The organism is Streptomyces sp. NPDC021093, from assembly GCF_044333135.1.
In the GTDB taxonomy this organism is placed as follows: domain Bacteria; phylum Actinomycetota; class Actinomycetes; order Streptomycetales; family Streptomycetaceae; genus Streptomyces.
This window is the reverse complement of the sequence record NZ_JBIRQJ010000009.1, coordinates 373,194-395,739: the sequence shown is the minus strand read 5'-3', so window position 1 is coordinate 395,739 and position 22,546 is coordinate 373,194. Positions and strand designations below refer to the sequence as shown.

The following is a 22,546-nucleotide window of genomic DNA, read 5'->3' as shown; positions in this document are numbered from 1 at the left end:
GCCATGGCGGAGCTGCGGCACACAGGGGTCCCCGTCGAACTGACCGCGCTCGGAGCGCCCCGGGACGTGCCTGCCGGGCAGGGCCTGGCGGTGCAGCGGGTGGGGCAGGAGGCCCTGACTCGTACCGTCACACACGTACCGTCAAACACGCGACCGGCGCGAGCGCGCACATCGCCGGTCTGCCGACCCCGGGCCGAGGCCTCGCACGACCCCGGCCCTCGGCGGGGGCAACGGGCTGTCAGGCTTGAGGTGCTCCGCTGCCGGGTCCGTTGGCCGTGTTTCCTTCGGCGCCCCCGGGGCGGACGCGGACGCCTGCCGGGTTCTGCGGCGCTTCCTTCTCCGCCTTCATCGCCCTGGCCTCGCTCTTGAGGATGCGGGTGGCCTTGCCCGCGTTGCGGGCGAGTTCCGGCAGCTTCTTGGCGCCGAAGACGACGATGACGACGATCAGGAGGATGGCTATCTCACTGAGTCCGAACACCGGTAACCGCTTTCTCTGAAGGGGGCGGAGGGAGCAGGGGCCGGGATGCGGGAGCACGTCCCGCATCCCGGCGGATGCGGAGGTCCGGCCAAGGGCCGGGGCTCGGTCAGACGTTGACGCCGAAGTCCGAGGCGATGCCGGCCAGTCCGCTCGCGTAACCCTGGCCGACCGCGCGGAACTTCCACTCCGCACCGTGGCGGTACAGCTCACCGAAGACCATCGCGGTCTCGGTGGCGGCGTCCTCGCTCAGGTCGTAGCGGGCGATCTCCGCGCCGCCGGCCTGGTTGACCACGCGGATGAAGGCGCCCCGCACCTGCCCGAAGCTGTGACCGCGGCTCTCGGCGTCGTGGATCGACACCGGGAAGACGATCCGCGCCACCTGGGCGGGTACGGCGGCCAGGTCGACCTTGATCGACTCGTCGTCGCCCTCGCCCTCACCGGTGAGGTTGTCACCGGTGTGCTCCACCGAACCGTCCGGGCTCTTCAGGTTGTTGAAGAAGACGAAGTGCTGGTCGGAGAGGACCTTGCCCGACTCGTCGACGAGCAGTGCGCTGGCATCGAGGTCGTAGTCCGCGCCCGTGGTCGTCCGTACGTCCCAGCCCAGGCCCACCACGACGGCGGACAGACCGGGGGCCTCCTTGCTCAGCGAGACATTGCCGCCCTTGGCGAGGCTCACGCCCATGCCGGTTCCCTTCTGTGAAGCCGGAACGCCGCAGCGCTCCGGGACAGGTATGACTGCATCTGAAATCTACAGCACTGTAGAACCATTGGTGAGCGGCAGCAGGTGCCGGGTCGAGGCGATCGGCGGCGCGGGCAGGGCGAGCAGGGGGCCGGGACCCGCACCCGTTCCGGGCGGTCCTTCGAGCGGACGCCGACGCTCTCGGATCAGCGCACCCGGCCCCGCGGTTTCAGCGGCACCGGCGGGAGTTCCGGGGCGGGCAGCGGAGGTCCGTCGTACCCCTTCACCTCGCCGAAGCGGGAGCCCGTCATCCAGTCCGAACGGGCCCGGGCGATGTCGTCGTTCGAGCGGCCGATGAAGTTCCACCACATGACGATCTCCCGCTCGAAGGGCTCGCCGCCCAGCAGCATCAGCCCCGCGTCGGACTCGGCGCGCAGCGGCAGTTCGGTGCGGCCGCAGCCGAGGTAGAGCATCGAGCCGGGGAGCAGCGGCACACCGTCCACATGTGCCTCGCCGGACATGGACAGCACGGCGTACTCGAAGTCCGGGTCGAGAGGGAGGGCCGTCTGTGTGCCCCGGGCCAGGGTGAGGTCCGCGCCGACGATCGGGGAGTAGGTCGTGCCGGGTGACGGTGCTCCGTCGAGTTCGCCCAGGATCACGGTGGCGGTGAGACCGGGCGCGGTCACCGTCGGCAGGTCCGTGTGGTGCTGGAAGTGCGGTTCGACGTCGCGGTGGGCGTCGGGGAGGGCGACCCAGAGCTGGGCGCCGTGCAGCAGTCGGGCGTGCGGCCTCGGGCTCTCCTCCGAGTGGCTGATGGCGCGGCCCGAGGTCATCAGGCCCAGTTCGCGCGGGCGGATGGTGGCGAGGCTGCCGGTGCTGTCGCGGTGCAGGACCTCGCCCTCGTGCAGCCAGCTGACCGTCTGCAGGCCCATGTGCGGGTGCGGCGGGACCTGCATGCCGGGCTCGTCGGCGATGTCGTCGGGGCCGTAGTGGTCGACGAAGGCCCACGCGCCGACCATCCGGCGGCCCAGGTTGGGCAGCAGGCGCCGTACCTCGGTGGACTCGCCGAGCTGTACGCGGCGGGGCGAAAGGAGTTCGCGCACGGGTTCCGCCGCAACGAAGCCGCGACCGCCGCACAGGGAGGGTGCGCTCTGACGATCAAGATTGCTCATGCCGTCAACGTAGCGCCCGGACACGACGAACGGAGCGTCGGAGGGGAGTGGGGGCGGAGCGTCGGAGGGAAGTCCGGACGGAACGGCTGCCGGGGCCGGATCACCTCCGTCGTGGACGGCGCCCGCCCGGCGGGGCCCGCCGGGGCAACCCGTACGGGCCAACAGGACGCGCGGGCACCCGCCTCCGGGGGCTGGAATGGACGGGTGACCGCGCCTCCGGACGACTGCCTCGCGCGCAATGAGTGGATCTGCGGCGCCTATCTGTCCAGCCGGCGCGAGATCCTCTGGGACGCGGTGCTCCAGCACCTCCAACTCACCGTTGTTTCCGTGCTGTTGGGGCTGATCATCGCCGTTCCCCTGGCGCTCGCGGCCCGCCGCTGGCGGTGGGCGTCCGCGCCCGTTCTCGGGCTGACGACGGTGCTTTACACCATCCCCTCGCTGGCGATGTTCTCGCTGCTGCTGCCGGTGTACGGGCTCTCCGCCTCCCTCGTGATCGCCGGGCTCGTCCTGTACTCCCTCACCCTGCTCGTACGGAACCTCCTCGCCGGGCTGCGCGCGGTCCCCGAAGAGACCCGGCGGGCCGCCCGCGGCATGGGCTACGGGCCGATCCGGCTGCTGCTCGGCGTCGAACTGCCGCTGGCCCTGCCCGCCGCCATGGCCGGACTCCGCATCGCCACCGTCTCCGCCGTCTCCCTCGTCACCGTGGGGGCGATCGTCGGCCATGGCGGACTCGGCAACCTCATCTATTCCGGGATGAACACCTACTTCAAGGCACAGGTCCTCACCGCCTCCGTGCTGTGCGTGATCATCGCCATCGCCGCCGACCTCCTCCTGCTCGGCGTGCAACGACTGCTGACCCCCTGGACGCGCGTATGAACACCCTCACCGCCGCCTGGGACTGGCTCTCCAGCGCCGCGCACTGGAACGGCGACGGCGGCATCTGGAGCCGCCTCGGCGAGCACCTCTTCCTCACCGTCGTCTGTCTGCTGCTGAGCTGCCTGATCGCCCTTCCCGTCGCCCTGGTCCTCGGCCACCTCGGCAAGGGCGGGGCGCTCGCCGTCAACATCTCCAACGTCGGCCGGGCCGTGCCCACCTTCGCCGTACTGGTCCTGCTGCTGCTCACTCCGCTGGGCACTAAGGGCGAGTGGCCGACGATCATCGCGCTGGTGCTGTTCGCCGTGCCGCCGCTGCTGACCAACGCGTACGTCGGGATGCGCGGCGTCGACCAGGACACCGTGCGGGCCGCCCGGGGGATGGGCATGACCGGCCGGCAGCTGTTGTTTCACGTGGAACTTCCGCTCGCCCTGCCGCTGATCATGACCGGTGTACGGATCGCCGCCGTCCAGCTGGTGGCGACGGCGACGCTCGCCGCGCTCGCGGGCGGCGGCGGCCTGGGCCGCATCATCACCGCGGGCTTCAACCTTGCCAGTACGCCGCAAGTGGTCGCGGGCGCCGTCCTGGTCGCCGTCTTCGCCCTGCTGGTGGAAGGCCTCTTCGAGGTGGCGCAGCGGCTGGCACCGGAATGGATGAGGGGGCAGACGGGATGAAGCGACTTCGTTGCGTCGCCGTGGCCCTGCTCCTCGCCGTCACCGCCTGCACGACGGGGCCGTCCCTGGAGGACCGGGGCGAGATCACGGCCGATCCTGGCGACAGCAAGGTCCTGCACATCGGGTCGGCGGGCTTCACCGAGAGCGACCTGCTCGCCCAGATGTACGCCCTGCTCCTGGAGCATGCCGGATACAGCACCACCGTCCTGTCCGTCACCAACAGGGAGCTGTACGAACCCGCCCTGGAGAGCGGCCAGATCGACGTCGTCCCGGAGTACGCGGCCACCTTCGCGGACTGGCTCAACGCGAAGGTCCACGGCGCGGACGCCGCCCCCGTCGGCTCGCCCGATCTCGACGCCACCATGAAGGCGCTGCGGAAGCTGGCCGTGCCGCGCGGGCTCACCGTCCTCGACGCGGGCCGCGCCGTCGACCAGAACGCCTTCGCCGTCACCGCCGCGTACGCGAAGAAGCACCGCCTCAGGACGCTCAGCGACCTCGGCAGGTCCGGGCTGCCGGTACGGCTGGCGGCCGGTGACGAGTGCGTGCAGCGCCCGTACTGCGCACCGGGCCTGAAGAAGACGTACGGCATCAACATCACCGGTGTCGACCCCAAGGGCGTCGGCACCACCCCCGCCAAGCAGGCCGTGCAGACCGGCCAGGACCAGATGGTGCTCACCACGACCACCGACGCCACCCTCGACGCGTTCGGCCTGGTCCTGCTGGACGACGACAAGCACCTCCAGAACGCCGACTACATCGTGCCCGTGGTGAACAGGGCGCAGGCGGGATCGGCGCGCGTCACCGAGGCGCTGGGCAGGCTCAACACCGTACTGACGACCCAGGACCTGGCCGATCTCAACCGGCAGGTGGACAGCTGGCGGCGGCTTCCGCAGGACGTGGCGCGGGCCTACCTGGAGTCCGAGCGGCTGATCTGAATGAGCCGTTCCGCGTCGTCCAGGGCCAGCCGGGCGGCCAGGATGCGGTCCCGGACGCCGAGCGCGTCGAGCGGGTCGGCGTCCTGCGCGGACTTCTCCGGCACCGTCTCGCTGCCCGTTCCCCCGTCCGCCTTCTTCTCCGAGCGGTCCGAGTCGCGGGCCTGCTCAAGGGAGTTGATGACGACACCGATCAGCAGGTTCACCAGCAGGAACGAGCTGAGGAGTACGTACGAGCCGTAATAGGCCAGCGACCACGGGGAGACGAGCAGCCCGGCGTGCACGGCGTCGCCGAGACCGTCGAGCGACATCAGGATGAAGAGGGTGACCACCGCCCGGCCGAGCGATCCGTAGTGCTGGGGGTCGGCGGCGGCGAAGCAGAGCCAGCCCACCATCGCGTACACGTACAGCAGCAGCGTGCCCACCATGACGAAACTGGCCGTGCCCGGCAGGCACTTGCCCAACGCCGTCACGATCACCCGCAGTTGCGGCAGGAAGCGTGCGGTGCGCAGCACCCGGAAGAGCCGCAGCAGCCGCAGCAGAGTGGTGTTGTCACCGGTGACGGGCAGGAACGCGAACAGCACGACGGCGGCGTCGAAGACGTTCCACGGATTGCGGAAGAAGTCCCCCGGCCGGTCGGCGTGGGCGGCGGCCCGCAGCACGACCTCCCCGGCGAACACCGCGAGGAAGCAGTGCTCCAGCAGTGACAACTGCTCCTGCCAGCGCACCGCGAGCCCCGCGTAGGTCTCCACACCCAGCAGCGCGGCGTTGGCGACGATGGCGGTCATCACCAGGACCGAGAACCACGTCGCTGAGACCAGCCGGCCGGCCCGCTCCGCGAGGGCTTGCCGCCGGCCCGTGCGCAGGGCAGTGGAGAAGGGGATACCGCGATGCATGTTGGTCATGAGGTCGAGTCCACCCGGCATGGTGTCGTGGGGCGCGGAAGGCGAAGGTCGACCGCAGCTCTATCCGCGAACCACACGGCTCACACCGGACTCAGCGGTTCTCACCGCTGGGGCGGACGACGCGTACACCTGCGCGAAAGGCGCCTGGTCCGGACGAGTGCCGCCATGCGTCCGAGGCCCCTCGGGTTTCCGGCTGCCGCGTTCGGGCCCCGCGTGTCCGTGACCCCGTGTGTCCGTGACCCCGCGTGTCCGTGACCCCTCGGGTCCCGGCCGCCCGGGTCTACACGTCCGCGACCGAATCGAACTGCACTTCGTCGCGCTGGACTCCCTGCACGTCGGCGTCCACCGAGCGCCGCAGCGCCTCGTGCAGCTTCACCGGGGTCAGTACGCCGACCAGCCGCGCCCCGTCGAGGACCGCCACCCATCCGGCGTCCCACTGGAGCATCTCGCTGAAGGCGTGCTTCAAGGGCGTTCCCACCGGCACCCACGCGTCCATCCGGCGAGCCAGGTCGCCCACCGTGCCCTCCGTGCCCGCGAGGACGAGGTCCTCGGTGGACACCCAGCCGTGGAGTTCGCCGCGCTCGTTCAGTACGACGGCCCAGCGGGCCCCCTCGGCCCGCAGCCGGGCCGCCGCGGGGGCGACCTGCTCGTCCAGGCGGGCGCGCGGCGGATCCTCCAGGTCGTCCGGCTCGATGGGGGTGACCGACAGCCTCTTGAGGCCGCGGTCGGCGCCCACGAACTGCGCCACGTAGGGCGTGGCCGGGGCGCCCAGCACCGCGGCCGGGGTGTCGAACTGCTCGATGCGGCCCTGCCCGTACACCGCGATCCGGTCGCCCATCCGCACCGCTTCCTCGATGTCGTGGGTGACGAGCAGGACCGTCTTGCGGACCGTCGCCTGAAGGCTGAGGAACTCGTCCTGGAGCCGCTCGCGGACCACGGGGTCGACCGCGCCGAAGGGTTCGTCCATGAGCAGGACGGGCGGGTCGGCGGCCAGGGCACGGGCGACGCCGACGCGCTGGCGCTGGCCGCCGGAGAGCTGCTCGGGGTAGCGGGAGCCGTACACGCCAGGATCGAGGCCCACCAGGTCGAGGAGTTCGGCACCGCGTGCGCGTGCCTTCTCCTTCTTCCAGCCGGTCAGGAAGGGGACGGTGGCGGTGTTGTCGAGGACCGTGCGGTGCGGGAAGAGGCCGACCTGCTGGATGACGTAGCCGATGCGGCGGCGCAGCTTCACCGGGTCGATGCCGGAGATGTCCTCGCCGTCCATCAGGATCCGGCCCGAGGTCGGTTCGATCAGCCGGTTGACCATCATCATGGTGGTCGTCTTGCCGCAGCCGGACGGGCCCACCAGCGTGACCAGTTCGCCCTTCGCGACCTCGAAGGACAGGCCGTCGACGGCCGTGGTGCCGTCCGGATACACCTTGCTGACCTGCTCGAACCGGATCATGTATGCACGCTAGGCGTGCCGGGGACGCGGCGCACACGGACCGGGACTGTCCGGGTGGGACCGGGAGGGCCCGGAACAGCGCCCTACAAGGGTGTGCTGAACTGATCGCGAACGATCGGACCAGGAGAAAGCAGGAGTAAGAGTGACCAGATATCGCCAGCCCGGTGCCGTCCTCACCGACCACCGCTTCACCGTGCCCCTCGACCACGCCGACCCCACCGGCGAGCAGATCGAGCTGTACGCGCGCGAGGTGGTGGCCGCCGACCGGGCAGCCGGCGATCTTCCCTGGCTCGTCTACCTGGAGGGCGGCCCCGGGTTCGGCGCCCGCCGCTTCGTGGGACGTGAGGCCTGGCTCGGCCGGGCCCTCCAGGAGTTCCGGGTGCTCCTGCTCGACCAGCGCGGCACCGGCCTCTCCAGCCCGGTCAACCGGCAGACCCTGCCGCTGCGCGGCGGCCCCCGCGAACAGGCCGACCACCTCGCGCACTTCCGCGCCGACTCCATCGTCTCGGACTGCGAGACCATCCGGCCGCTGCTGACCGGCGGAGCGCCCTGGACGGTGCTCGGCCAGAGCTTCGGCGGGTTCTGCGCCGTCCACTACCTGTCCACCGCCCCCGAGGGGCTTGACACCGTACTCATCACCGGCGGGCTGCCGTCGCTGCACGCGCGCGCGGACGACGTCTACCGGGCGGCGTTCCCGCGCATCGCGCGCAAGACCGCCGCGCACTACGCCCGCTACCCGCAGGACGTCCAGCGGGCCAGGGACATCGCCGCCCACCTCGCCGAGCACCGGACCGTCACGCCGAACGGCTACACGCTCACCCCCGAGGCGTTCCAGTCGCTCGGCATCGCCCTCGGCGGCAGCGACGGCACGCACCAGCTCCATTACCTCCTGGAGAACGCCTTCGTCCGCACGCCGCAGGGGCCCGCCCTCTCGGACACCTTCCTGGAGTCCGCGCAGTCCGCCCTGTCCTTCGCGGGCCACCCGCTGTACGCCCTGCTGCACGAGTCCATCTACGGCCAGGGCGCGGAGCCCACGGCATGGGGCGCCGAGCGGGCCCGCGCCGAGTTCCCGGAGTTCGACGCGGCGAAGGCCCTCGCCGGAAGCGGCCCGCTGCCGTTCACCGGGGAGAGCATCCACCCCTGGCACTTCGAGTGCGACCCCGCGCTGCGCCCGCTGCGCGAGACCGCCGAACTCCTCGCCGCCCGCACCGACTGGGCGCCGCTGTACGACCGGGCCCGTCTCGCCGCCAACGAGGTGCCGGTCGCCGCCGCCGTCTACCACGACGACATGTACGTCGACACCGCCCACTCGCTGGAGACCGCCAGGACCGTCCGCGGCCTGCGGACCTGGGTCACCGACGAGTACGAGCACGACGGACTGCGCGCGGGCGGCCCACGGGTGCTGGACCGGCTGCTGGCCCTGGCCCGCGGCGAACTCTGAGGGCCGGCGCGGCAGGCTCCGGGGGCCTGCGCGGCAAGCTCCGGGGGCCCGCGCAGGACCGTCCGAAATGAGCCTGCGGCCCGGGGTCGTTGTCGGTGCCGACGCCTATCCTGCGCGTATGACCCCAGACATGACGTTCGCTCAGCTGCTGCCCATGCCGGACGACTGGCACCGTGCCCTCGCCGTCGTCGCGCACCCGGACGACCTGGAGTACGGATGCGCGGCGGCGGTCGCCGCCTGGACCGACGCCGGGCGCGAGGTGACCTATGTGCTGGCCAGCCGCGGCGAGGCCGGCATAGACACCCTCGAACCGGCCAAGTGCGGCCCGCTGCGCGAGCAGGAGCAGCGGGCCAGCGCGGCCGTCGTGGGTGTGCGGCAGGTCGAGTTCCTCGACCACCGCGACGGGGTGATCGAGTACGGAACGGAGCTGCGCCGGGACATCGCCGCCGCGATCCGCAGGCACCGGCCCGAGCTGGTCATCACCCTCAACCACCGCGACACCTGGGGCGTCAACGTCTGGAACACCCCGGACCACCTCGCCGTGGGCCGCGCCACCCTGGACGCGGCGGGCGACGCCGGGAACCGGTGGATCTTCCCGGAGCTGACGGAGCGGGGGCTCCAGCCCTGGGACGGAGTGCGCTGGGTGGCGGTCGCGGGCACCACCTCGCCCACGCACGCCGTCGACGCGCGGCCCGGCCTGGAGCGTTCGGTGCGGTCCCTGCTCGAACACCGGGCGTACATCGAGGCGTTGACCAGCGAGGACCCCGAGCAGTACTGCCGACGCTTCCTGACGGACAACGTGCACGCGGCGGCCCAGCGCTTCGGCGGGATCCCGGCCGTGCCCTTCGAGGTGTTCCGGCGCTGAGCGGTCCGTGCGCGTTCACCGTTCTGCGTCACGGGCGCCAATCTGTCACATCACAGCATCTTGGCACGTTGTGTCACATGGGCATAGGGTGGCGCCATTCGTCGTGATCACCGAGCCCCGCGCCGGGAGTGGATCCGAGCGCGGCGAGGGGCCGAGAGCAGGGAGCGCACCGTGTCCCGTACCTACCTCGTCACCGGCGCCTCGTCCGGCATCGGCAAGGCCACCGCCGCCCGCCTGCGCGACCAGGGGCACACCGTCGTCGGCGCCGACCTGCAGGGCGCCGACATCGACGCCGACCTGGCCACGGCCGAGGGCCGCGCCGCACTGGTCGCCCGTACGACCGAGCTCACCGGCGGCCGTCTCGACGCGGTCGTCGCCTGCGCCGGCATCGCCGCCTTCGACCCGCTGACCATCAGGGTCAACCACTTCGGCGCGGTCGCCACCCTGGAAGGCCTGCGCCCGCTGCTCGCCGCCTCCGAAGCCCCACGCGCCGTCGTCATCTCCTCCGTCGCCGCCGTGCACCCGGCCGACGAAGCCCTCGTCGAGGCCGCCCTGTCCGGCGACGAGGACGCGGCGGTCGCCGCCGCCCAGGACGCCGTGGACCGTGGCGAGGGCCGCCTCGTCTACGGCTCCTCCAAGCAGTCCGTCGCCCGCTGGGTACGCCGCACCGCCGCCACCGAGGACTGGGCCGCCGCGGGCATCACGCTCAACGCCATCGCCCCCGGCACCATCGTCACGCCGATGACCCGGCCGATGATCGACAACCCCGAGACGCTTGCCGTCATCGACAGCGCCGTCCCGATGCCGCTGAACGGCCACGCCGCCCCCGAGCAGGTCGCCCCACTCCTGGACTGGCTCACCGGGGCGGAGAACACCCACGTCACCGGCCAGGTCGTCTTCATCGACGGCGGCGCGGACGCCGTACTGCGCGGCGACCGCACCTGGTGACGGAGCCCCGCTGCGACACGTCAGGCGAAGCAGATGAAACAGAAGAAATAGCAGCAGAAGCAGCAGAAGCAGCAGACGAGAGGAACCGAAGGACATGACCGCGCACCGGCTCACCCGCACCGTCACCGTCAACGCCACACCCGCCGAGGTCTGGGCCCTGATCGGCGGCTTCGGCACCCTCGGCGACTGGCACCCGTACGCCCCGCAGTCCACGATCGAGGACGGCGCCGACCCCGAAGTGCCCGGCGCGGTACGGGTGTTCGCGATCGACGGCAAGGTGGTCGCCCGTGAACGCCTGCTCGGAAGGGAAGAGACGGCGTACACCTACGCGTTGCTCGACCCGATGGTGCCGATCAGCGACTTCGTCGCCACCCTCGCCGTGCGCCCGCACACCGACGGCGCCGAGATCGACTGGTCCGCCGATTACCGGGCCGGGTCGGACGACGTCGTGGCGCAGCTTGAGGAGCTCTTCGGCGACGGCATGTACGGCGCGGGGCTCGCGGTGCTCCAGGAGAAGTTCGCCGGCGCGTAACGGCACAGGCCGTCCCTGTCCGCGCGGCAGTCCCGAATCCGTACGGGGCTGCCGCGCTCTGTCGTACCCGCGCATCCGGAGCGGGCCGAGCCCTTCCCGGCGGGACAAGCGACCGCTTAGTATGTGCGTGCACGGTACTGCCGACGACAGCGCGTGGAGGCCCTTGATGCAGGCATGGCGAGTGCACGAGAACGGCGAGCCCGGCGAGGTGATGCGCCTCGAAGAGGTCGACCGGCCGGTCCCCGGCGACGGACAGCTGCTGCTCAAGGTGCGTGCCGCGAACATCAACTTCCCCGATGCGCTGCTCTGCCGCGGCGAGTACCAGGTCCGCCCGCCGCTGCCCTTCACCCCGGGCGTCGAGATCTGCGGCGAGGCCGAGGACGGGCGCCGTGTCATCGCCAACCCGGCGCTGCCGTACGGCGGATTCGCCGAGTACGCCGTCGCGGACGCGGCGGCGGTGCTGCCCGCCCCCGACTCCCTCGACGACGCGGAAGCGGCCGCCCTGCACATCGGCTACCAGACCGGATGGTTCGGCCTGCACCGGCGCGCACACCTCCGAGCGGGGGAGACCCTCCTGGTGCACGCCGCCGCGGGCGGTGTCGGCAGCGCCGCCGTCCAGCTCGGCAAAGCGGCCGGCGCCAAGGTCATCGGCGTCGTCGGCGGCCCCGAGAAGGCTGCGGTGGCAAGGGGGTTGGGCTGCGACGTCGTCATCGACCGGCGCAGCGAGAACGTCATCGGCGCGGTGAAGGAAGCCACCGGCGGGCGCGGCGCGGACGTCGTCTACGACCCGGTCGGCGGCGACGCGTACACCCAGTCCGCCAAGTGCGTCGCCTTCGAGGGCCGCATCGTCGTGGTCGGCTTCGCCAGCGGCACGATTCCGGCGCCCGCGCTCAATCACGCCCTCGTGAAGAACTACGCCGTCCTCGGCCTGCACTGGGGTCTCTACAACGCCAAGGACCCCGCCGCCGTCGCCGGTTGTCACACCGAGCTGACCCGGCTCGCGGCCGAGGGTGCCATCAAGCCGCTGATCAGCAGCCGCGTCCCGGTCAAGGACGCCGCGGCGGCGGTCCAGCAGGTAGCCGACGGCCGCAGCACCGGCCGCATCGTCGTCGTGCCCGAAGGGAGCGTCCGATGACCGACGCCGCCGGACTCCGCGCCCGTACGCGGGAATTGATCGCCGCGCACCCGCCCGCCACGACCGACCCCACCGACTTCCTCAAGGCGCGCTTCGACGCCGGGCTCGCCTGGGTGCACTACCCCGTCGGCCTCGGCGGGCTCGACGCACCGCGCGACCTTCAGGCCGTCGTGGACGCCGAGCTGGCGGCGGCGGGCGCCCCCGACAACGACCCCCGCCGCATCGGCATCGGCCTCGGCATGGCGGCCCCGACGATCCTGAAGTACGGCACCGACGCGCAGAAGCAGCGCCTGCTGCGCCCGCTGTGGGTCGGCGAAGAGGTGTGGTGCCAGCTCTTCAGCGAACCGGGCGCGGGCTCCGACCTGGCCGCCCTCGCCACCCGTGCGGTGCGCGACGGCGACAGCTGGGTGGTCAACGGGCAGAAGGTGTGGACGTCCAGCGCACATCTCGCCCGCTGGGCCATCCTGGTCACCCGCACCGACCCCGACCGGCCGAAGCACCGCGGCATGACGTACTTCGTGTGCGACATGACCGACCCCGGTGTGGAGGTGCGGCCGCTGCGCCAGATCACCGGCGAGGCCGAGTTCAACGAGGTCTTCCTCAGTGACGTGCGCATCCCGAACAGTATGCGGCTCGGCCCGGTGGGGGAGGGCTGGAAGGTCGCCCAGACAACTCTGATGAACGAGCGCGTCTCCATCGGCGGCGCCCGCATCCCCCGCGAGGGCGGCATGATCGGGCCTGTCGCGAGGACCTGGCGCGAACGCCCCGAACTGCGCACCCACCCCCTGCACCAGCGGCTCCTGGAGCTGTGGGTGGACGCCGAGGTGGCCAGGCTCACCGGGGAGCGGCTGCGCCAGCAGCTCGTCGCGGGCCAGCCGGGCCCCGAGGGCTCCGGCATGAAGCTCGCCTTCGCCCGCCTCAACCAGGAGATCAGCGGCCTGGAGGTCGAACTGCGCGGCGAGGAGGGCCTGTTGTACGACGACTGGACCCTGCGCCGCCCCGAACTCGTCGACTTCACCGGGCGCGACGCCGGATACCGCTATCTGCGCTCCAAGGGCAACTCCATCGAGGGCGGCACCTCCGAGGTGCTCCTCAACATCGTCGCGGAACGCGTCCTCGGCCTGCCCTCCGAACCCCGCACCGACAAGGACGTCGCCTGGAAGGACCTCGCCCGATGACCCCGACGAATCCGACGGCCCCGATGAACCCGACGTCCGAGCCGCACAAGCCCGACCTGCTGTACTCCGAGGCGGAGGAGGACCTCCGCGCCGCGGTACGGGGCCTGCTCGCCGACCGCAGCGATCCGGCGGAGGCGGCCGTCCGGGCGGAGGAGGGCGTGCCGTACGACGCCGGGCTGTGGAAGGCGCTCGCCGCCGACATGGGGGTCGCCGGGCTGCTGGTGCCGGAGGAGCTGGGCGGGCAGGGCGCCTCGTACCGCGAAGCCGCGGTCGTACTGGAGGAGCTGGGGCGGGCGATCGTCCCCGCGCCGTACCTCACCAGCTCGGTCGTGGCGACCGCGGTGCTGCTGGCCTGCGACACCGGGAACGCCGAAGTGGCCTCGCTGCTGGGCGATCTGGCGTCCGGACGGCGGACGGCCGCGCTGGTCTCCCGGTTCTCGGCGGGCCCCGACTGCTTCCGGCTGCGGCCGGGACTCGACGGGAGCTTTCCGGGGGTGGCGGACGCCGCGACGGCCGATGTGCTCCTGATCCCGACCACCGGTGGCCTGTACGCCGTCGGGAAGCCCGGGGACGGCGTGGGCGTCCGGCCGCAGACCCCGCTCGACCTCACCCGCCCGCTCGCCGAGGTCGCCCTCGACGGGGCGACGGGAACGCTGCTCGCCGACGCGGAGACCGGGCGTGCCGCCGTGCGCCGGGGCCTCATCGCCGGAGCGGGCCTCCTCGCCTCCGAGCAGCTCGGCCTCGCCGAATGGTGCCTGGAGGAGACCGTCAGGTACACGAAGGAGCGCCACCAGTTCAACCGCCCCGTCGGCTCCTTCCAGGCGCTCAAGCACCGCATGGCACAGCTGTGGCTGGAGGTCGTCTCGGCCCGTGCGGCCGCCCGCAACGCCGCCGACGCGCTGGCCGCGGGCAGCTCCGAAGCGCCCCTCGCGGTGGCGGTCGCGCAGGCGTACTGCGGGAAGGTCGCCGTCCACGCCGCGGAGGAGTGCGTACAGCTGCACGGCGGCATCGGGATGACCTGGGAGCACCCGGCGCACCTCTACCTGAAGCGCGCCAAGGCCGACTCGATCGCGTTCGGAACCTCGGGAGCGCACCGGGAGGCCGTCGGAAAGCTGGTCGGACTGCCGGCCCCGAGCTGACCGGCCGACCCGCCGACCGATCGGTCCGCCGCCCCTGCCGACCCTCTGACCTGCGTCGCTGCCCCGCCCCCGAGAGGGGCGGGGCAGCGCGCACCCCTTTATGTACGGTTTAATTGCGAGCTGCTTGCAAGAACAGCCGATCTTAAAGAGGGGTGTGGGGAGTCCATGACGGCCCGATCGATACGCGCGGTGACCGCAGCGACGCTGGCCGGAGCCCTGGCCATGACCGCGGCGGCCTGCTCCAAGCCGGGCGGATCCGCCGCAGGCTCCGGCCCAGGCGCCAAGGACTCGGCGGTCGTCGGCATCGCGTACGAACCGGAATCCCTCAGCCCGCTCCTCGGGTACGGCAAGGACGGCAACTCCAAGATCTTCGACGGGCTGCTCGCCTTCGACGCGGACATGAAGCTGCGGCCCGCGCTCGCCGTCGAACTGCCGAAGGTCGCCGCCGACGGACTGACCTACACGTACAAGCTGCGCCAGGGCGTCAAGTTCAGCGACGGCAAGCCCTTCAGCGCCAAGGACGTCGTCTTCACGTACGAGACGATCCTCGACAAGAAGACCAACAACGCCGCCAAGACGGAGCTCGACGCCGTCAAGAGCGTCAAGGCCGAGGGCGACAGCACGGTCGTCTTCACCCTCAAGTACCCGTACGCGCCGTTCGCCGAGCGCACCGTGCTGCCGATCGCCCCCGAGCACATCGCGGGCAAGCAGGACGTGAACAACGGGCCCTTCACCACCGCACCCGTCGGCACAGGACCGTACAAGCTCACCAAGTGGTCCAAGGGCGAGAAGCTCAGCTTCCAGGCCAACGCGGACTACTGGGGCGGCGCCCCCGCCGTGAAGAAGTTCACGATGGCGATCATCAAGGACGACGACGTCCGCGCCACCCGGCTGCGCACCGGCGACCTCGACGGTGCGATCCTGCCGCCCAACCTCGCCAAGGTCGTCCAGGCCGAGAGCAAGAAGCGGAAGACGTACACGGCGAAGTCCTTCGACTACCGCAACGTCACCCTCCCCACCCACAACAAGGTCGCCGGTGACACGGCGGTCCGGCGCGCCCTCGACGTCGCGGTGGACCGCGAGGTCATGGTCGACAAGATCCTCGGCGGTGCCGGAAAGCCCGCCTACGGTCCCGTCCCGACCGACAGCCCCTGGTTCGCCAAGGGCACCGAGCGCACCCACGACCTCGCCAAGGCGAAGAAGATCCTCGACGACGCCGGGTGGAAGCCGGGCGCAGACGGCATCCGCGTCAAGGACGGCGTGCGCGCCGAGTTCCCGCTCTGGTACCTCTCCGGCGACAAGCTCCGCCAGGACCACGCCCTCGCCTACGCGTCCGACGCCAAGAAGGCCGGCATCGACATCAAGACCCAGGCGGGCACCTGGGAGGTCATCGAGCCGCGGATGAAGATCGACGCGGTCCTCGCGGGCGGCGGATCCCCCGGCGACCCCGACTTCGACCAGTACACCCTGCTGAAGTCCTCCCTCGGCGGCGACGGCTTCAACAACATGGCCTGGTACGACAACAAGGCCGTCGACACCGCCCTCGAAGCCGGCCGCAAGACCGACAAGGCCGCCGAGCGCAAGGCCGCGTACACGACCGTCCAGCAGGAGCTCGTGAAGAATCCGGGCTACACCTTCCTCACCCACATCGACCACCTGTACGTCGTCAACGACAGCTGGGACGGCCTGTCCACCCAGGTGGAGCCGCACGACCACGGCCTGGCGTCGGGTCCCTGGTGGAACGTAGAGGACTGGAAGCCCAAGAAGTGACCGGGGCAGTGACCGAGGCGGGGGCCCCGGAAGGGGCCCTGCGCCGGAAGCTCCCCTGGGGGCCGATGGCACGGATGGCGGGGCGGCGGCTCCTGTTCGCCGCCCCCGTCCTCCTCGCGGTGACCTTCGGCGTCTTCGCCGTCGCCGCGGCCTCCCCCTTCGACCCCGTCAAGGCCTACGCGGGCACCGCGGGCCTCACCTCCTCGCAGGCCAACCTCGACCAGCTGCGCGCCAACCTCGGCGTCGACCAGCCCCTGGTGACCCGCTGGTGGAACTGGCTGACCGCCGCCCTCACCGGCGACCTCGGCGACTCCGGCGTGATGCGCCAGCCCGTCGTCGACGTCATCACCGAACGCCTCGGCTGGTCCACGCTGCTGGCCGCCACCGCGTTCCTGATCGCGATCCTGCTCGGCACGACGCTCGGCGTACTGGCCGCGCGCCGCCCCGGCGGCTGGCTCGACCGGTGCGCGAGCTCCGCCGCGTACACCCTGGAGGCGGCGCCCGCCTTCTGGCTCGGGCTGCTCGCCATGTGGTTCTTCGCCCTGAAACTGGGCGTACTGCCCGCGGGCGGACTCACCGACACCGACAGCGACGTCATCACCTTCGGGCAGGTCGCCTCCCACCTGGTGCTGCCCGCGCTCGTCCTCGGGATCACCCAGCTGCCGTGGTTCTTCCTGTACGTGCGCCAGGGCGTCGCCGACGCACTGGAGGAGGATCCCGTACGCGGTGCCCGCGCACGCGGCACCAGCGAACACACCGTGCTGTTCGGGCACGCCCTGCGCTCCGGAATGCTGCCGATGCTCACCCTCATCGGCTCGCGCGTCCCCGAACTCATCACCGGCGCGCTCCTCGTCGAGACGGTCTTCAGCTGGCCCGGCATCGCCGCCGCCACCGTGCAGGCCGCCACCGCCGTCGACTTCCCGCTGCTCGCCGCACTGACCGTGCTCGCCACGGCAGCCGTACTCGCGGGCAACCTCCTCTCCGACGTCCTGTACGGACTCGCCGACCCGAGGGTGGGCTTCGATGGCTGACCTCGCCAGGCCCGTGGCCACCGACGCCGACCGCCGCGTCGAGTGGCGCAACCACGGGCGCACCCGCCGCTCCACCCGTACGCTCCGGGTGCGCACCTCCGCGGTGATCGTGGCCCTCGTCGCGCTCGCCGTCCTCGTCGTGCCGCCCCTGGCGAACCTCGACGAACAGGCCGTCGACCTGGCGCTGAAGCTCCAGCCGCCGTCCCTCGCGCACCCCTTCGGCACCGACGACGTCGGCCGCGACCTCTTGCTGCGGTGCGTCTACGGGCTGCGGGTGTCCCTGCTCGTCGGACTGGTCGCCGCTGTGGTCGCCACGGTCATCGGTACCGCTGTGGGCGCTGCCGCCGCCGCTTTCGGGGGCTGGGTGGACAGGGTGGTGATGCGGCTGGTCGACACCTTCTCCTCCGTTCCGCACCTGCTGCTGGGCATCTTCATCGTCGCCATGTTCCGGCCCGGCGTCTGGCCGGTGATCGTGTCCGTCGCGCTCACGCACTGGCTGTCCACCGCCCGCATCGTCCGCTCCGAGGTGCTGTCGCTGCGCTCCCGTCCGTACATCGACGCGGCGGTCTCCGGCGGCGCCTCGCGGTGGCGGGTCGTCGTCCGGCACCTGCTGCCCGGGGTGATGCCGCAGGCGGCGCTCGCGGCCGTCCTGATGGTCCCGCACGCCATGTGGCACGAGTCGGCGCTGTCCTTCCTCGGCCTCGGCCTGCCCAGCCACCAGGCCAGCCTCGGCAACCTCATCCAGTCCGCCCGCAGCTCGCTGCTCGCGGGGGACTGGTGGCCGACGCTCTTCCCCGGCCTCTTCCTGATCGTCCCGACGCTCGCGATCGCGGGCCTCGCCGGTGCCTGGCGGGAACGGATCAACCCCCGCCGCCGATCGGAGCTGATGCTGTGAGCACCCGCCCTCTGGAGCCGCTCGAACCCTTTGAGTCTCTTGAGCCCCTCGAACCTCTTGAGGCGGCCGGGGCCCGGGCCACCGACACCGCACCCGTACTCGCCGTGCGCGATCTCTCGGTACGTTTCCGGATGCGCGGCGGACGGCACGTCGCCGCCGTCACGGACGCGTCCTTCGACCTTCCGGCGGGGGAGTGCCTGGCCCTCGTCGGCGAGAGCGGCTGCGGCAAGTCCGTCCTCGCCTCCGCACTCCTGGGGCTGCTCCCCGGCAACGCCCAGACCGCGGGCCGGGCCCTGCTCGGCGACACCGAGCTGCTCACCGCCGACGAGAAGACCCTCGCCCGCACCGTACGGGGACGGCGCATCGGCCTCGTGCCGCAGAGCCCCGCCGCCCACCTCACCCCGGTACGGACGGTGGGCGCGCAGCTCGGCGAGACGCTGCGCGAGCTCACCGGGACCCGCAAGCCGGACGTCCCCCGGGCGGTGCGGGCGGCAGCCGAGCGGGCCGCGTTCCCCGCCGACCACCTGGACCGCTATCCGCACGAACTGTCCGGCGGGCTCGCCCAGCGCGCCGCGACCGCCCTCGCCCTCGTCGGCGACGCCCCCCTGCTGCTGGCGGACGAACCGACCACGGGGCTCGACCGCGACCTGGTCAACCGCACCGTCGACGAACTCCGCCGGCACGTCGACGCTCCGCTGCGCTCCGCCTCGGCTCTTTCAACGGACTCCGGAGGCCGAGCCGGCCGCGCTCTCCTGATGATCACCCACGACCTTGCGGCGGCCGAGCGCATCGCCGACCGCATCGCCGTCATGTACGCGGGCCGCATCGTCGAACTCGCCGACGCCAAGGCCTTCTTCGGGAGACCGGGGCCACGCCACCCGTACGCGCGAGGCCTGCTGAACGCCCTCCCGGAGCGCGACTTCACCCCGATCCCCGGCATGCCGCCCGAGCTCGGAGAGCTCCCCGCGGGCTGCGCCTTCGCGGCCCGCTGCCCGCACGCCGCCGAAGCCTGCGCCGTACGGCCCCGGTTCGCGGACGGCATCGCCTGTCACCACCCGTCGGCCGAGGAGCCCGCCCGTGCTTGAACTCGCCTCCATCACCGCCGGGTACGAGCGCGGCCTGCCCGTCGTACGGGACGCGAACCTCACCGTCGCCCCCGGCGAAGCCGTCGGACTGCTCGGCCCCAGCGGCTGCGGCAAGTCGACGCTCGCCAGGGTCGCCGCGCTGCTGCACCGGCCGGAAGCGGGCACCGTCACCCTCGACGGCACGCGCGTACAGGGCTGGCGCCACCGGGCGCCCCGTGACCAGCGCACCGCGATCGGCGTCGTCTTCCAGCAGCCGAGGCTCTCCGCCGACCCCCGGCTGCGGCTGCACGACCTGATCGCCGAACCCCTGCGGGCGACCGGACGACGGGACGAAGCGGCGAGCCGCGTCGCGGAGCTGAGCGACACCGTGGGCCTCGGCGCCGACCTGCTGGGCCGCCGCCCGCACGAGGTCAGCGACGGGCAGCTGCAGCGCGCCTGCCTGGCACGCGCGCTGGTGCTGCGGCCCCGCTGGCTGGTGTGCGACGAGATGACGGCGATGCTGGACGCCTCGACGACGGCCGCCCTGGTCGCGGTCGTCGAGGACTACCGCAGTGCCCGTGGCGCCGGTCTGCTCACGGTCGGGCACGACCGGGTGCTGCTTGAGCGCTGGTGCGACCGCACGGTGCGCTGGGCGGACGTGGCCGCCGCGCCCGTCGCCTGAGCGGGTGCTCAGACCAGGTTGAGCGAGCGCTCAGGCCCGGTTGAGCGACCGCTCAGGCTCGTTGAGCGTCTGCTCAGGTCGCGTTGGGGGTGCTCGGCTTGCCCTGTACGGCGTCCAGGCAGCCCCGTACCCACGCGGCGGGAGAGTCGTCCGCCTTCTTCCCCGCGGTGCGCGCCGCGCGCTCGCACCCTCCGGCGACGGCCGCGGCCACCACGCTGCCGTCGCGGTCCGTCTTGCGGAGCTGCGAACCGTCGTAGTAGCCGGCGCCGTAGGCGACGTTCATCGGCCACACGGGCTTGTCGTTGAACTTCGCGATCACCAACCCGGCAGCGGTGCCGAGCACCACCGCGGCGACCACTGCTGCGATCACCAGGTTCTTGCGGCGAGGGCCGCGTACATGAGTGGACAGATCACCTGTGAGGACCATGTGAACAGGGTGTCAGACGCCTCGCACGCGTGATCCACCGGGTCCGCCCGATGACCGGCGGCCGAACATGGCGCGAACTCGCGTGCGCACCCCTGCCGTTCGACCCCCTCCCTGACGGATACTCGCCGGGTCCCCGAGCCGCCCCGCCGACCCCGGAGCCTCCGCATGTCCCTCACCACGCGACGTACCGCAGCAGCCGCCCTCGCAGGAGCGCTGGTCGGCGCCGCGGGATGGGCGAGCACCCTGCCCGCATCCGCGCACCTCCCGGCCGCCGCCCCGGAGGCGAAGCGCCCGCCCGGGCCTCGGCCCCTGCGCCGCGCCCACGCCCACAACGACTACGAGCACCCGCGCCCCCTCCACGACGCCCTGTCGCACGGCTTCACCAGCGTCGAGGCCGACATCCACCTGGTCGACGGCCGGCTCCTCGTCGCGCACGACCCGGTGGACCTCGACCCGGCGCGCACCCTCGAAGCGCTCTACCTCGACCCCCTGGCGGCCCTGGTGAAGGCCCACCACGGCTCCGTCCACCCCGGTGACCACGGGGCCTTCCAGCTGCTCGTGGACATCAAGACGCAGGGCGTCGAGACCTACCTCGCACTGCACCGGGCACTGCACCCGTACCGATGGATGCTCAGTACGTACCGCGACGGCCGGGTCCGCAGGGGCGCGGTCACCCCGGTCGTCTCCGGCGACCGCGCGGCGCGCACCCCGATGGAGGCGCAGCGCACCAGGTACGCCTTCTACGACGGCCGGCTGGACGACCTCGGCACGGCGGCGCCCGCCTCGTTCATCCCGCTGATCAGCAGCAACTGGACGGAGAGCTTCGGCTGGCAGGGCAGCGGCCCCTTCCCGCGCGCGGAACGCGACAAGCTGCACGCCCTCGTCCGCGCCGCCCACCGCAGGGGGCAGCGCGTGCGCTTCTGGGGCACGCCCGACGTGCCGGGCCCGGCCAGGGAAGCCCTCTGGCGCGAACTCCTGGCGGCGGGCGTCGACCACCTGAACACGGACGACCTGGCGGCGCTGGAGAAGTTCCTCAGGACGTACGACCGGTAGGGCCGGTAGGGCTGGTGGGGTCGGTGGGGCCGGGACGACCGGTGGGGCCGGGCCCGTCCGCACGGCGGCCGACGGGCCCGAACACGGCGGCCGGAGCTCCCGTGCTCCACGCCCAGTAGCGGTCGCCGTACGACCAGTGCCACCACTCGGTGGGGTAGTTGACCAGTCCGGCCCCCGTCAGCGCCGTGGCCATGACGGAGCGGTTCCGGCGGGCGGCGGCGGGAAGGCCGGGGGCGCGTGTGCAGCAGGCGCCCCCGGACTCCTCCGGAGTGGCCGCCTCCGGGCTGCCCATGTCGACCTCGGTCCCGTCCGCCGTGCACACGGTGAGGTCGACGGCCGCCCCTGCGACGTGCCCCGCGGTCTCCATGGGCGCCACATAGCGGGTGGCGTCCCGGCGGATCTCGGCCTCCGGCGCGTCGGGCCCGAGCCGCCTGAGTTCGGCCGCGTAGCCCTCGAAGATCTCCGTCTGCACGGCAGGCGGCCGGTACCCCTCGGTGAGCAGCCAGTGCCACCCGTCGGGCAGCAACTCCTGGGCGCGCAGCAGGCGTTCGGCCACCGATGTCCGCAGATGGGCCCAGTGGCCCGCCGGGTCGGCGCGCCGCAGGTCCACCCGCAGCAGCGTCCGGCAGTCGACCAGCGGCTCCCCGCACTCACGGACCGGGACCGCGGCCACCCGCGGATCACCGATCAGGACGATGGCGTCGTCCTCCGAGCCCACCCTTGACCTTCCCTCCGAACCCGCCCCGCCCGCGGCCGGGTTCAGATCATGCGCGACCTGATCAGGAAACGCACCCCCTCCGGAGCCTCCAGGGAGAATCCGGAGCCGCGCCCCTCGACCACGTCGACGATCAGCCGGGTGTGCCGCCACACCTCGTACTGACTCGTCGACATCCAGAACGGTACGGACTCCTCGACGCCCTCCACGGCGAGGGACGCGAGGAGCACGTCGGAGCCACCGGTACGGAACTCGCCGTCCAGGTAGCACATGGGCGCGCTGCCGTCGCAGCAGCCGCCCGACTGGTGGAACATCAGCGGGCCGTGGGCGTCCCGCAGCCGTCGCAGCAGGCCGGCGGCTGCGGGCGTCAGTTCCACGGGTGCGGCTTCCCTGGGGGTGGTGCCGGGGACGGAACTCATGATGTGCGGCCCCTCTCGCGTGCGGTCGGTGGTGCGGCTGTCCCGTTCAGCTTCGCTGCTGAACGGGCCGGCCGACACCCCGCGTTCCGCCTTGG

At 72.2% G+C, this 22,546-nt stretch carries 24 protein-coding genes; 16 read left to right on the top strand and 8 right to left on the bottom strand.

Annotated features, from left to right (window positions below):
• Positions 1-238: 238 nt before the first annotated feature.
• From tatA to ACH4SP_RS29040, 3 genes are all read right to left on the bottom strand, one after another.
• Positions 239-478, bottom strand: a complete 240-nt coding sequence (tatA, locus tag ACH4SP_RS29050) for a twin-arginine translocase TatA/TatE family subunit (RefSeq protein ID WP_398418977.1) — start codon at positions 476-478, stop codon at positions 239-241.
• 106 nt (positions 479-584) lie between these two features.
• Positions 585-1,160, bottom strand: a complete 576-nt coding sequence (locus tag ACH4SP_RS29045; protein WP_398418976.1) for a TerD family protein — start codon at positions 1,158-1,160, stop codon at positions 585-587.
• Positions 1,161-1,363: 203 nt separating this feature from the next.
• Positions 1,364-2,329, bottom strand: a complete 966-nt coding sequence (locus ACH4SP_RS29040; protein ID WP_398418975.1) for a pirin family protein — start codon at positions 2,327-2,329, stop codon at positions 1,364-1,366.
• Positions 2,330-2,533: 204 nt separating this feature from the next.
• Between ACH4SP_RS29040 and ACH4SP_RS29035 the strand changes: the two genes are divergently transcribed.
• Genes ACH4SP_RS29035 through ACH4SP_RS29025 form a run of 3 tightly spaced genes read left to right on the top strand, consistent with a single transcriptional unit; the run spans position 2,534 to position 4,811 of the window.
• Positions 2,534-3,205, top strand: a complete 672-nt coding sequence (locus ACH4SP_RS29035) for an ABC transporter permease (RefSeq protein WP_398418973.1) — start codon at positions 2,534-2,536, stop codon at positions 3,203-3,205.
• Complete coding sequence (locus ACH4SP_RS29030; protein WP_398418971.1) at positions 3,202-3,876, top strand: ABC transporter permease; 675 nt, start codon at positions 3,202-3,204, stop codon at positions 3,874-3,876. Before ACH4SP_RS29035 ends, ACH4SP_RS29030 begins: the two co-directional genes overlap by 4 nt.
• Positions 3,873-4,811 (top strand): ABC transporter substrate-binding protein, encoded by a 939-nt coding sequence (locus ACH4SP_RS29025; protein ID WP_398418969.1) that lies wholly within the window; start codon positions 3,873-3,875, stop codon positions 4,809-4,811. Before ACH4SP_RS29030 ends, ACH4SP_RS29025 begins: the two co-directional genes overlap by 4 nt.
• Here ACH4SP_RS29025 and ACH4SP_RS29020 read toward each other — a convergent pair.
• Positions 4,784-5,713, bottom strand: coding sequence for an ion transporter (locus ACH4SP_RS29020; protein WP_398418967.1), 930 nt, complete (start codon positions 5,711-5,713; stop codon positions 4,784-4,786). The two genes, ACH4SP_RS29025 and ACH4SP_RS29020, sit on opposite strands and share 28 nt — an antisense overlap.
• A 280-nt stretch (positions 5,714-5,993) precedes the next feature.
• Positions 5,994-7,157: an ABC transporter ATP-binding protein gene (locus ACH4SP_RS29015; RefSeq protein WP_398418965.1), complete on the bottom strand. Its 1,164-nt coding sequence runs from the start codon at positions 7,155-7,157 to the stop codon at positions 5,994-5,996.
• Positions 7,158-7,299: 142 nt separating this feature from the next.
• Between ACH4SP_RS29015 and ACH4SP_RS29010 the strand changes: the two genes are divergently transcribed.
• The 12 genes from ACH4SP_RS29010 to ACH4SP_RS28955 all read left to right on the top strand — a co-directional run bounded on the left by ACH4SP_RS29010 (position 7,300) and on the right by ACH4SP_RS28955 (position 19,837).
• Positions 7,300-8,598: an alpha/beta fold hydrolase gene (locus ACH4SP_RS29010; RefSeq protein WP_398418963.1), complete on the top strand. Its 1,299-nt coding sequence runs from the start codon at positions 7,300-7,302 to the stop codon at positions 8,596-8,598.
• Positions 8,599-8,728: 130 nt separating this feature from the next.
• Entirely contained in the window at positions 8,729-9,463 is a 735-nt protein-coding gene (locus ACH4SP_RS29005) for a PIG-L deacetylase family protein (protein WP_398418961.1), read from the top strand.
• Positions 9,464-9,634: 171 nt separating this feature from the next.
• Positions 9,635-10,411: an SDR family oxidoreductase gene (locus ACH4SP_RS29000; RefSeq protein WP_398418959.1), complete on the top strand. Its 777-nt coding sequence runs from the start codon at positions 9,635-9,637 to the stop codon at positions 10,409-10,411.
• Between the two features lie 94 nt (positions 10,412-10,505).
• Entirely contained in the window at positions 10,506-10,943 is a 438-nt protein-coding gene (locus ACH4SP_RS28995; protein ID WP_398418957.1) for an SRPBCC family protein, read from the top strand.
• A 166-nt stretch (positions 10,944-11,109) separates the two neighbouring features.
• Positions 11,110-12,078, top strand: a complete 969-nt coding sequence (locus ACH4SP_RS28990) for an NADPH:quinone oxidoreductase family protein (RefSeq protein ID WP_398418955.1) — start codon at positions 11,110-11,112, stop codon at positions 12,076-12,078.
• Positions 12,075-13,256: an acyl-CoA dehydrogenase family protein gene (locus ACH4SP_RS28985; RefSeq protein ID WP_398418954.1), complete on the top strand. Its 1,182-nt coding sequence runs from the start codon at positions 12,075-12,077 to the stop codon at positions 13,254-13,256. The genes ACH4SP_RS28990 and ACH4SP_RS28985 overlap by 4 nt, the downstream gene beginning before the upstream one ends.
• Positions 13,253-14,395 carry an acyl-CoA dehydrogenase family protein gene (locus ACH4SP_RS28980; RefSeq protein WP_398418952.1) on the top strand — a complete coding sequence of 381 codons (1,143 nt, stop codon included), beginning with the start codon at positions 13,253-13,255 and terminating at the stop codon, positions 14,393-14,395. Before ACH4SP_RS28985 ends, ACH4SP_RS28980 begins: the two co-directional genes overlap by 4 nt.
• 165 nt (positions 14,396-14,560) lie before the next feature.
• Positions 14,561-16,165: an ABC transporter substrate-binding protein gene (locus ACH4SP_RS28975; RefSeq protein ID WP_398418950.1), complete on the top strand. Its 1,605-nt coding sequence runs from the start codon at positions 14,561-14,563 to the stop codon at positions 16,163-16,165.
• A 65-nt stretch (positions 16,166-16,230) separates the two neighbouring features.
• A complete protein-coding gene (locus tag ACH4SP_RS28970; protein WP_398419157.1) occupies positions 16,231-17,196 on the top strand; it encodes an ABC transporter permease in 966 nt (321 codons plus the stop codon).
• Positions 17,189-18,091, top strand: a complete 903-nt coding sequence (locus tag ACH4SP_RS28965) for an ABC transporter permease (RefSeq protein ID WP_398418949.1) — start codon at positions 17,189-17,191, stop codon at positions 18,089-18,091. Before ACH4SP_RS28970 ends, ACH4SP_RS28965 begins: the two co-directional genes overlap by 8 nt.
• Before the next feature lie 131 nt (positions 18,092-18,222).
• Complete coding sequence (locus tag ACH4SP_RS28960; protein ID WP_398419155.1) at positions 18,223-19,176, top strand: ABC transporter ATP-binding protein; 954 nt, start codon at positions 18,223-18,225, stop codon at positions 19,174-19,176.
• Positions 19,169-19,837 carry an ABC transporter ATP-binding protein gene (locus ACH4SP_RS28955; protein WP_398418948.1) on the top strand — a complete coding sequence of 223 codons (669 nt, stop codon included), beginning with the start codon at positions 19,169-19,171 and terminating at the stop codon, positions 19,835-19,837. Before ACH4SP_RS28960 ends, ACH4SP_RS28955 begins: the two co-directional genes overlap by 8 nt.
• A 73-nt stretch (positions 19,838-19,910) precedes the next feature.
• Here the strand turns inward: ACH4SP_RS28955 and ACH4SP_RS28950 are convergent, their stop codons facing one another.
• Positions 19,911-20,264, bottom strand: a complete 354-nt coding sequence (locus tag ACH4SP_RS28950; protein ID WP_398418947.1) for a hypothetical protein — start codon at positions 20,262-20,264, stop codon at positions 19,911-19,913.
• 165 nt (positions 20,265-20,429) lie between these two features.
• Between ACH4SP_RS28950 and ACH4SP_RS28945 the strand changes: the two genes are divergently transcribed.
• Entirely contained in the window at positions 20,430-21,317 is an 888-nt protein-coding gene (locus ACH4SP_RS28945) for a phosphatidylinositol-specific phospholipase C/glycerophosphodiester phosphodiesterase family protein (protein ID WP_398418945.1), read from the top strand.
• On the opposite strand, the gene ACH4SP_RS28940 is transcribed toward ACH4SP_RS28945, so the two are convergent.
• Together ACH4SP_RS28940 and ACH4SP_RS28935 are read right to left on the bottom strand one after the other, a co-directional pair.
• A complete protein-coding gene (locus tag ACH4SP_RS28940; RefSeq protein ID WP_398418944.1) occupies positions 21,298-22,035 on the bottom strand; it encodes a M15 family metallopeptidase in 738 nt (245 codons plus the stop codon). The genes ACH4SP_RS28945 and ACH4SP_RS28940 overlap by 20 nt on opposite strands.
• A 41-nt stretch (positions 22,036-22,076) precedes the next feature.
• Complete coding sequence (locus tag ACH4SP_RS28935) at positions 22,077-22,451, bottom strand: DUF779 domain-containing protein (RefSeq protein WP_398418942.1); 375 nt, start codon at positions 22,449-22,451, stop codon at positions 22,077-22,079.
• Positions 22,452-22,546: the final 95 nt, after the last annotated feature.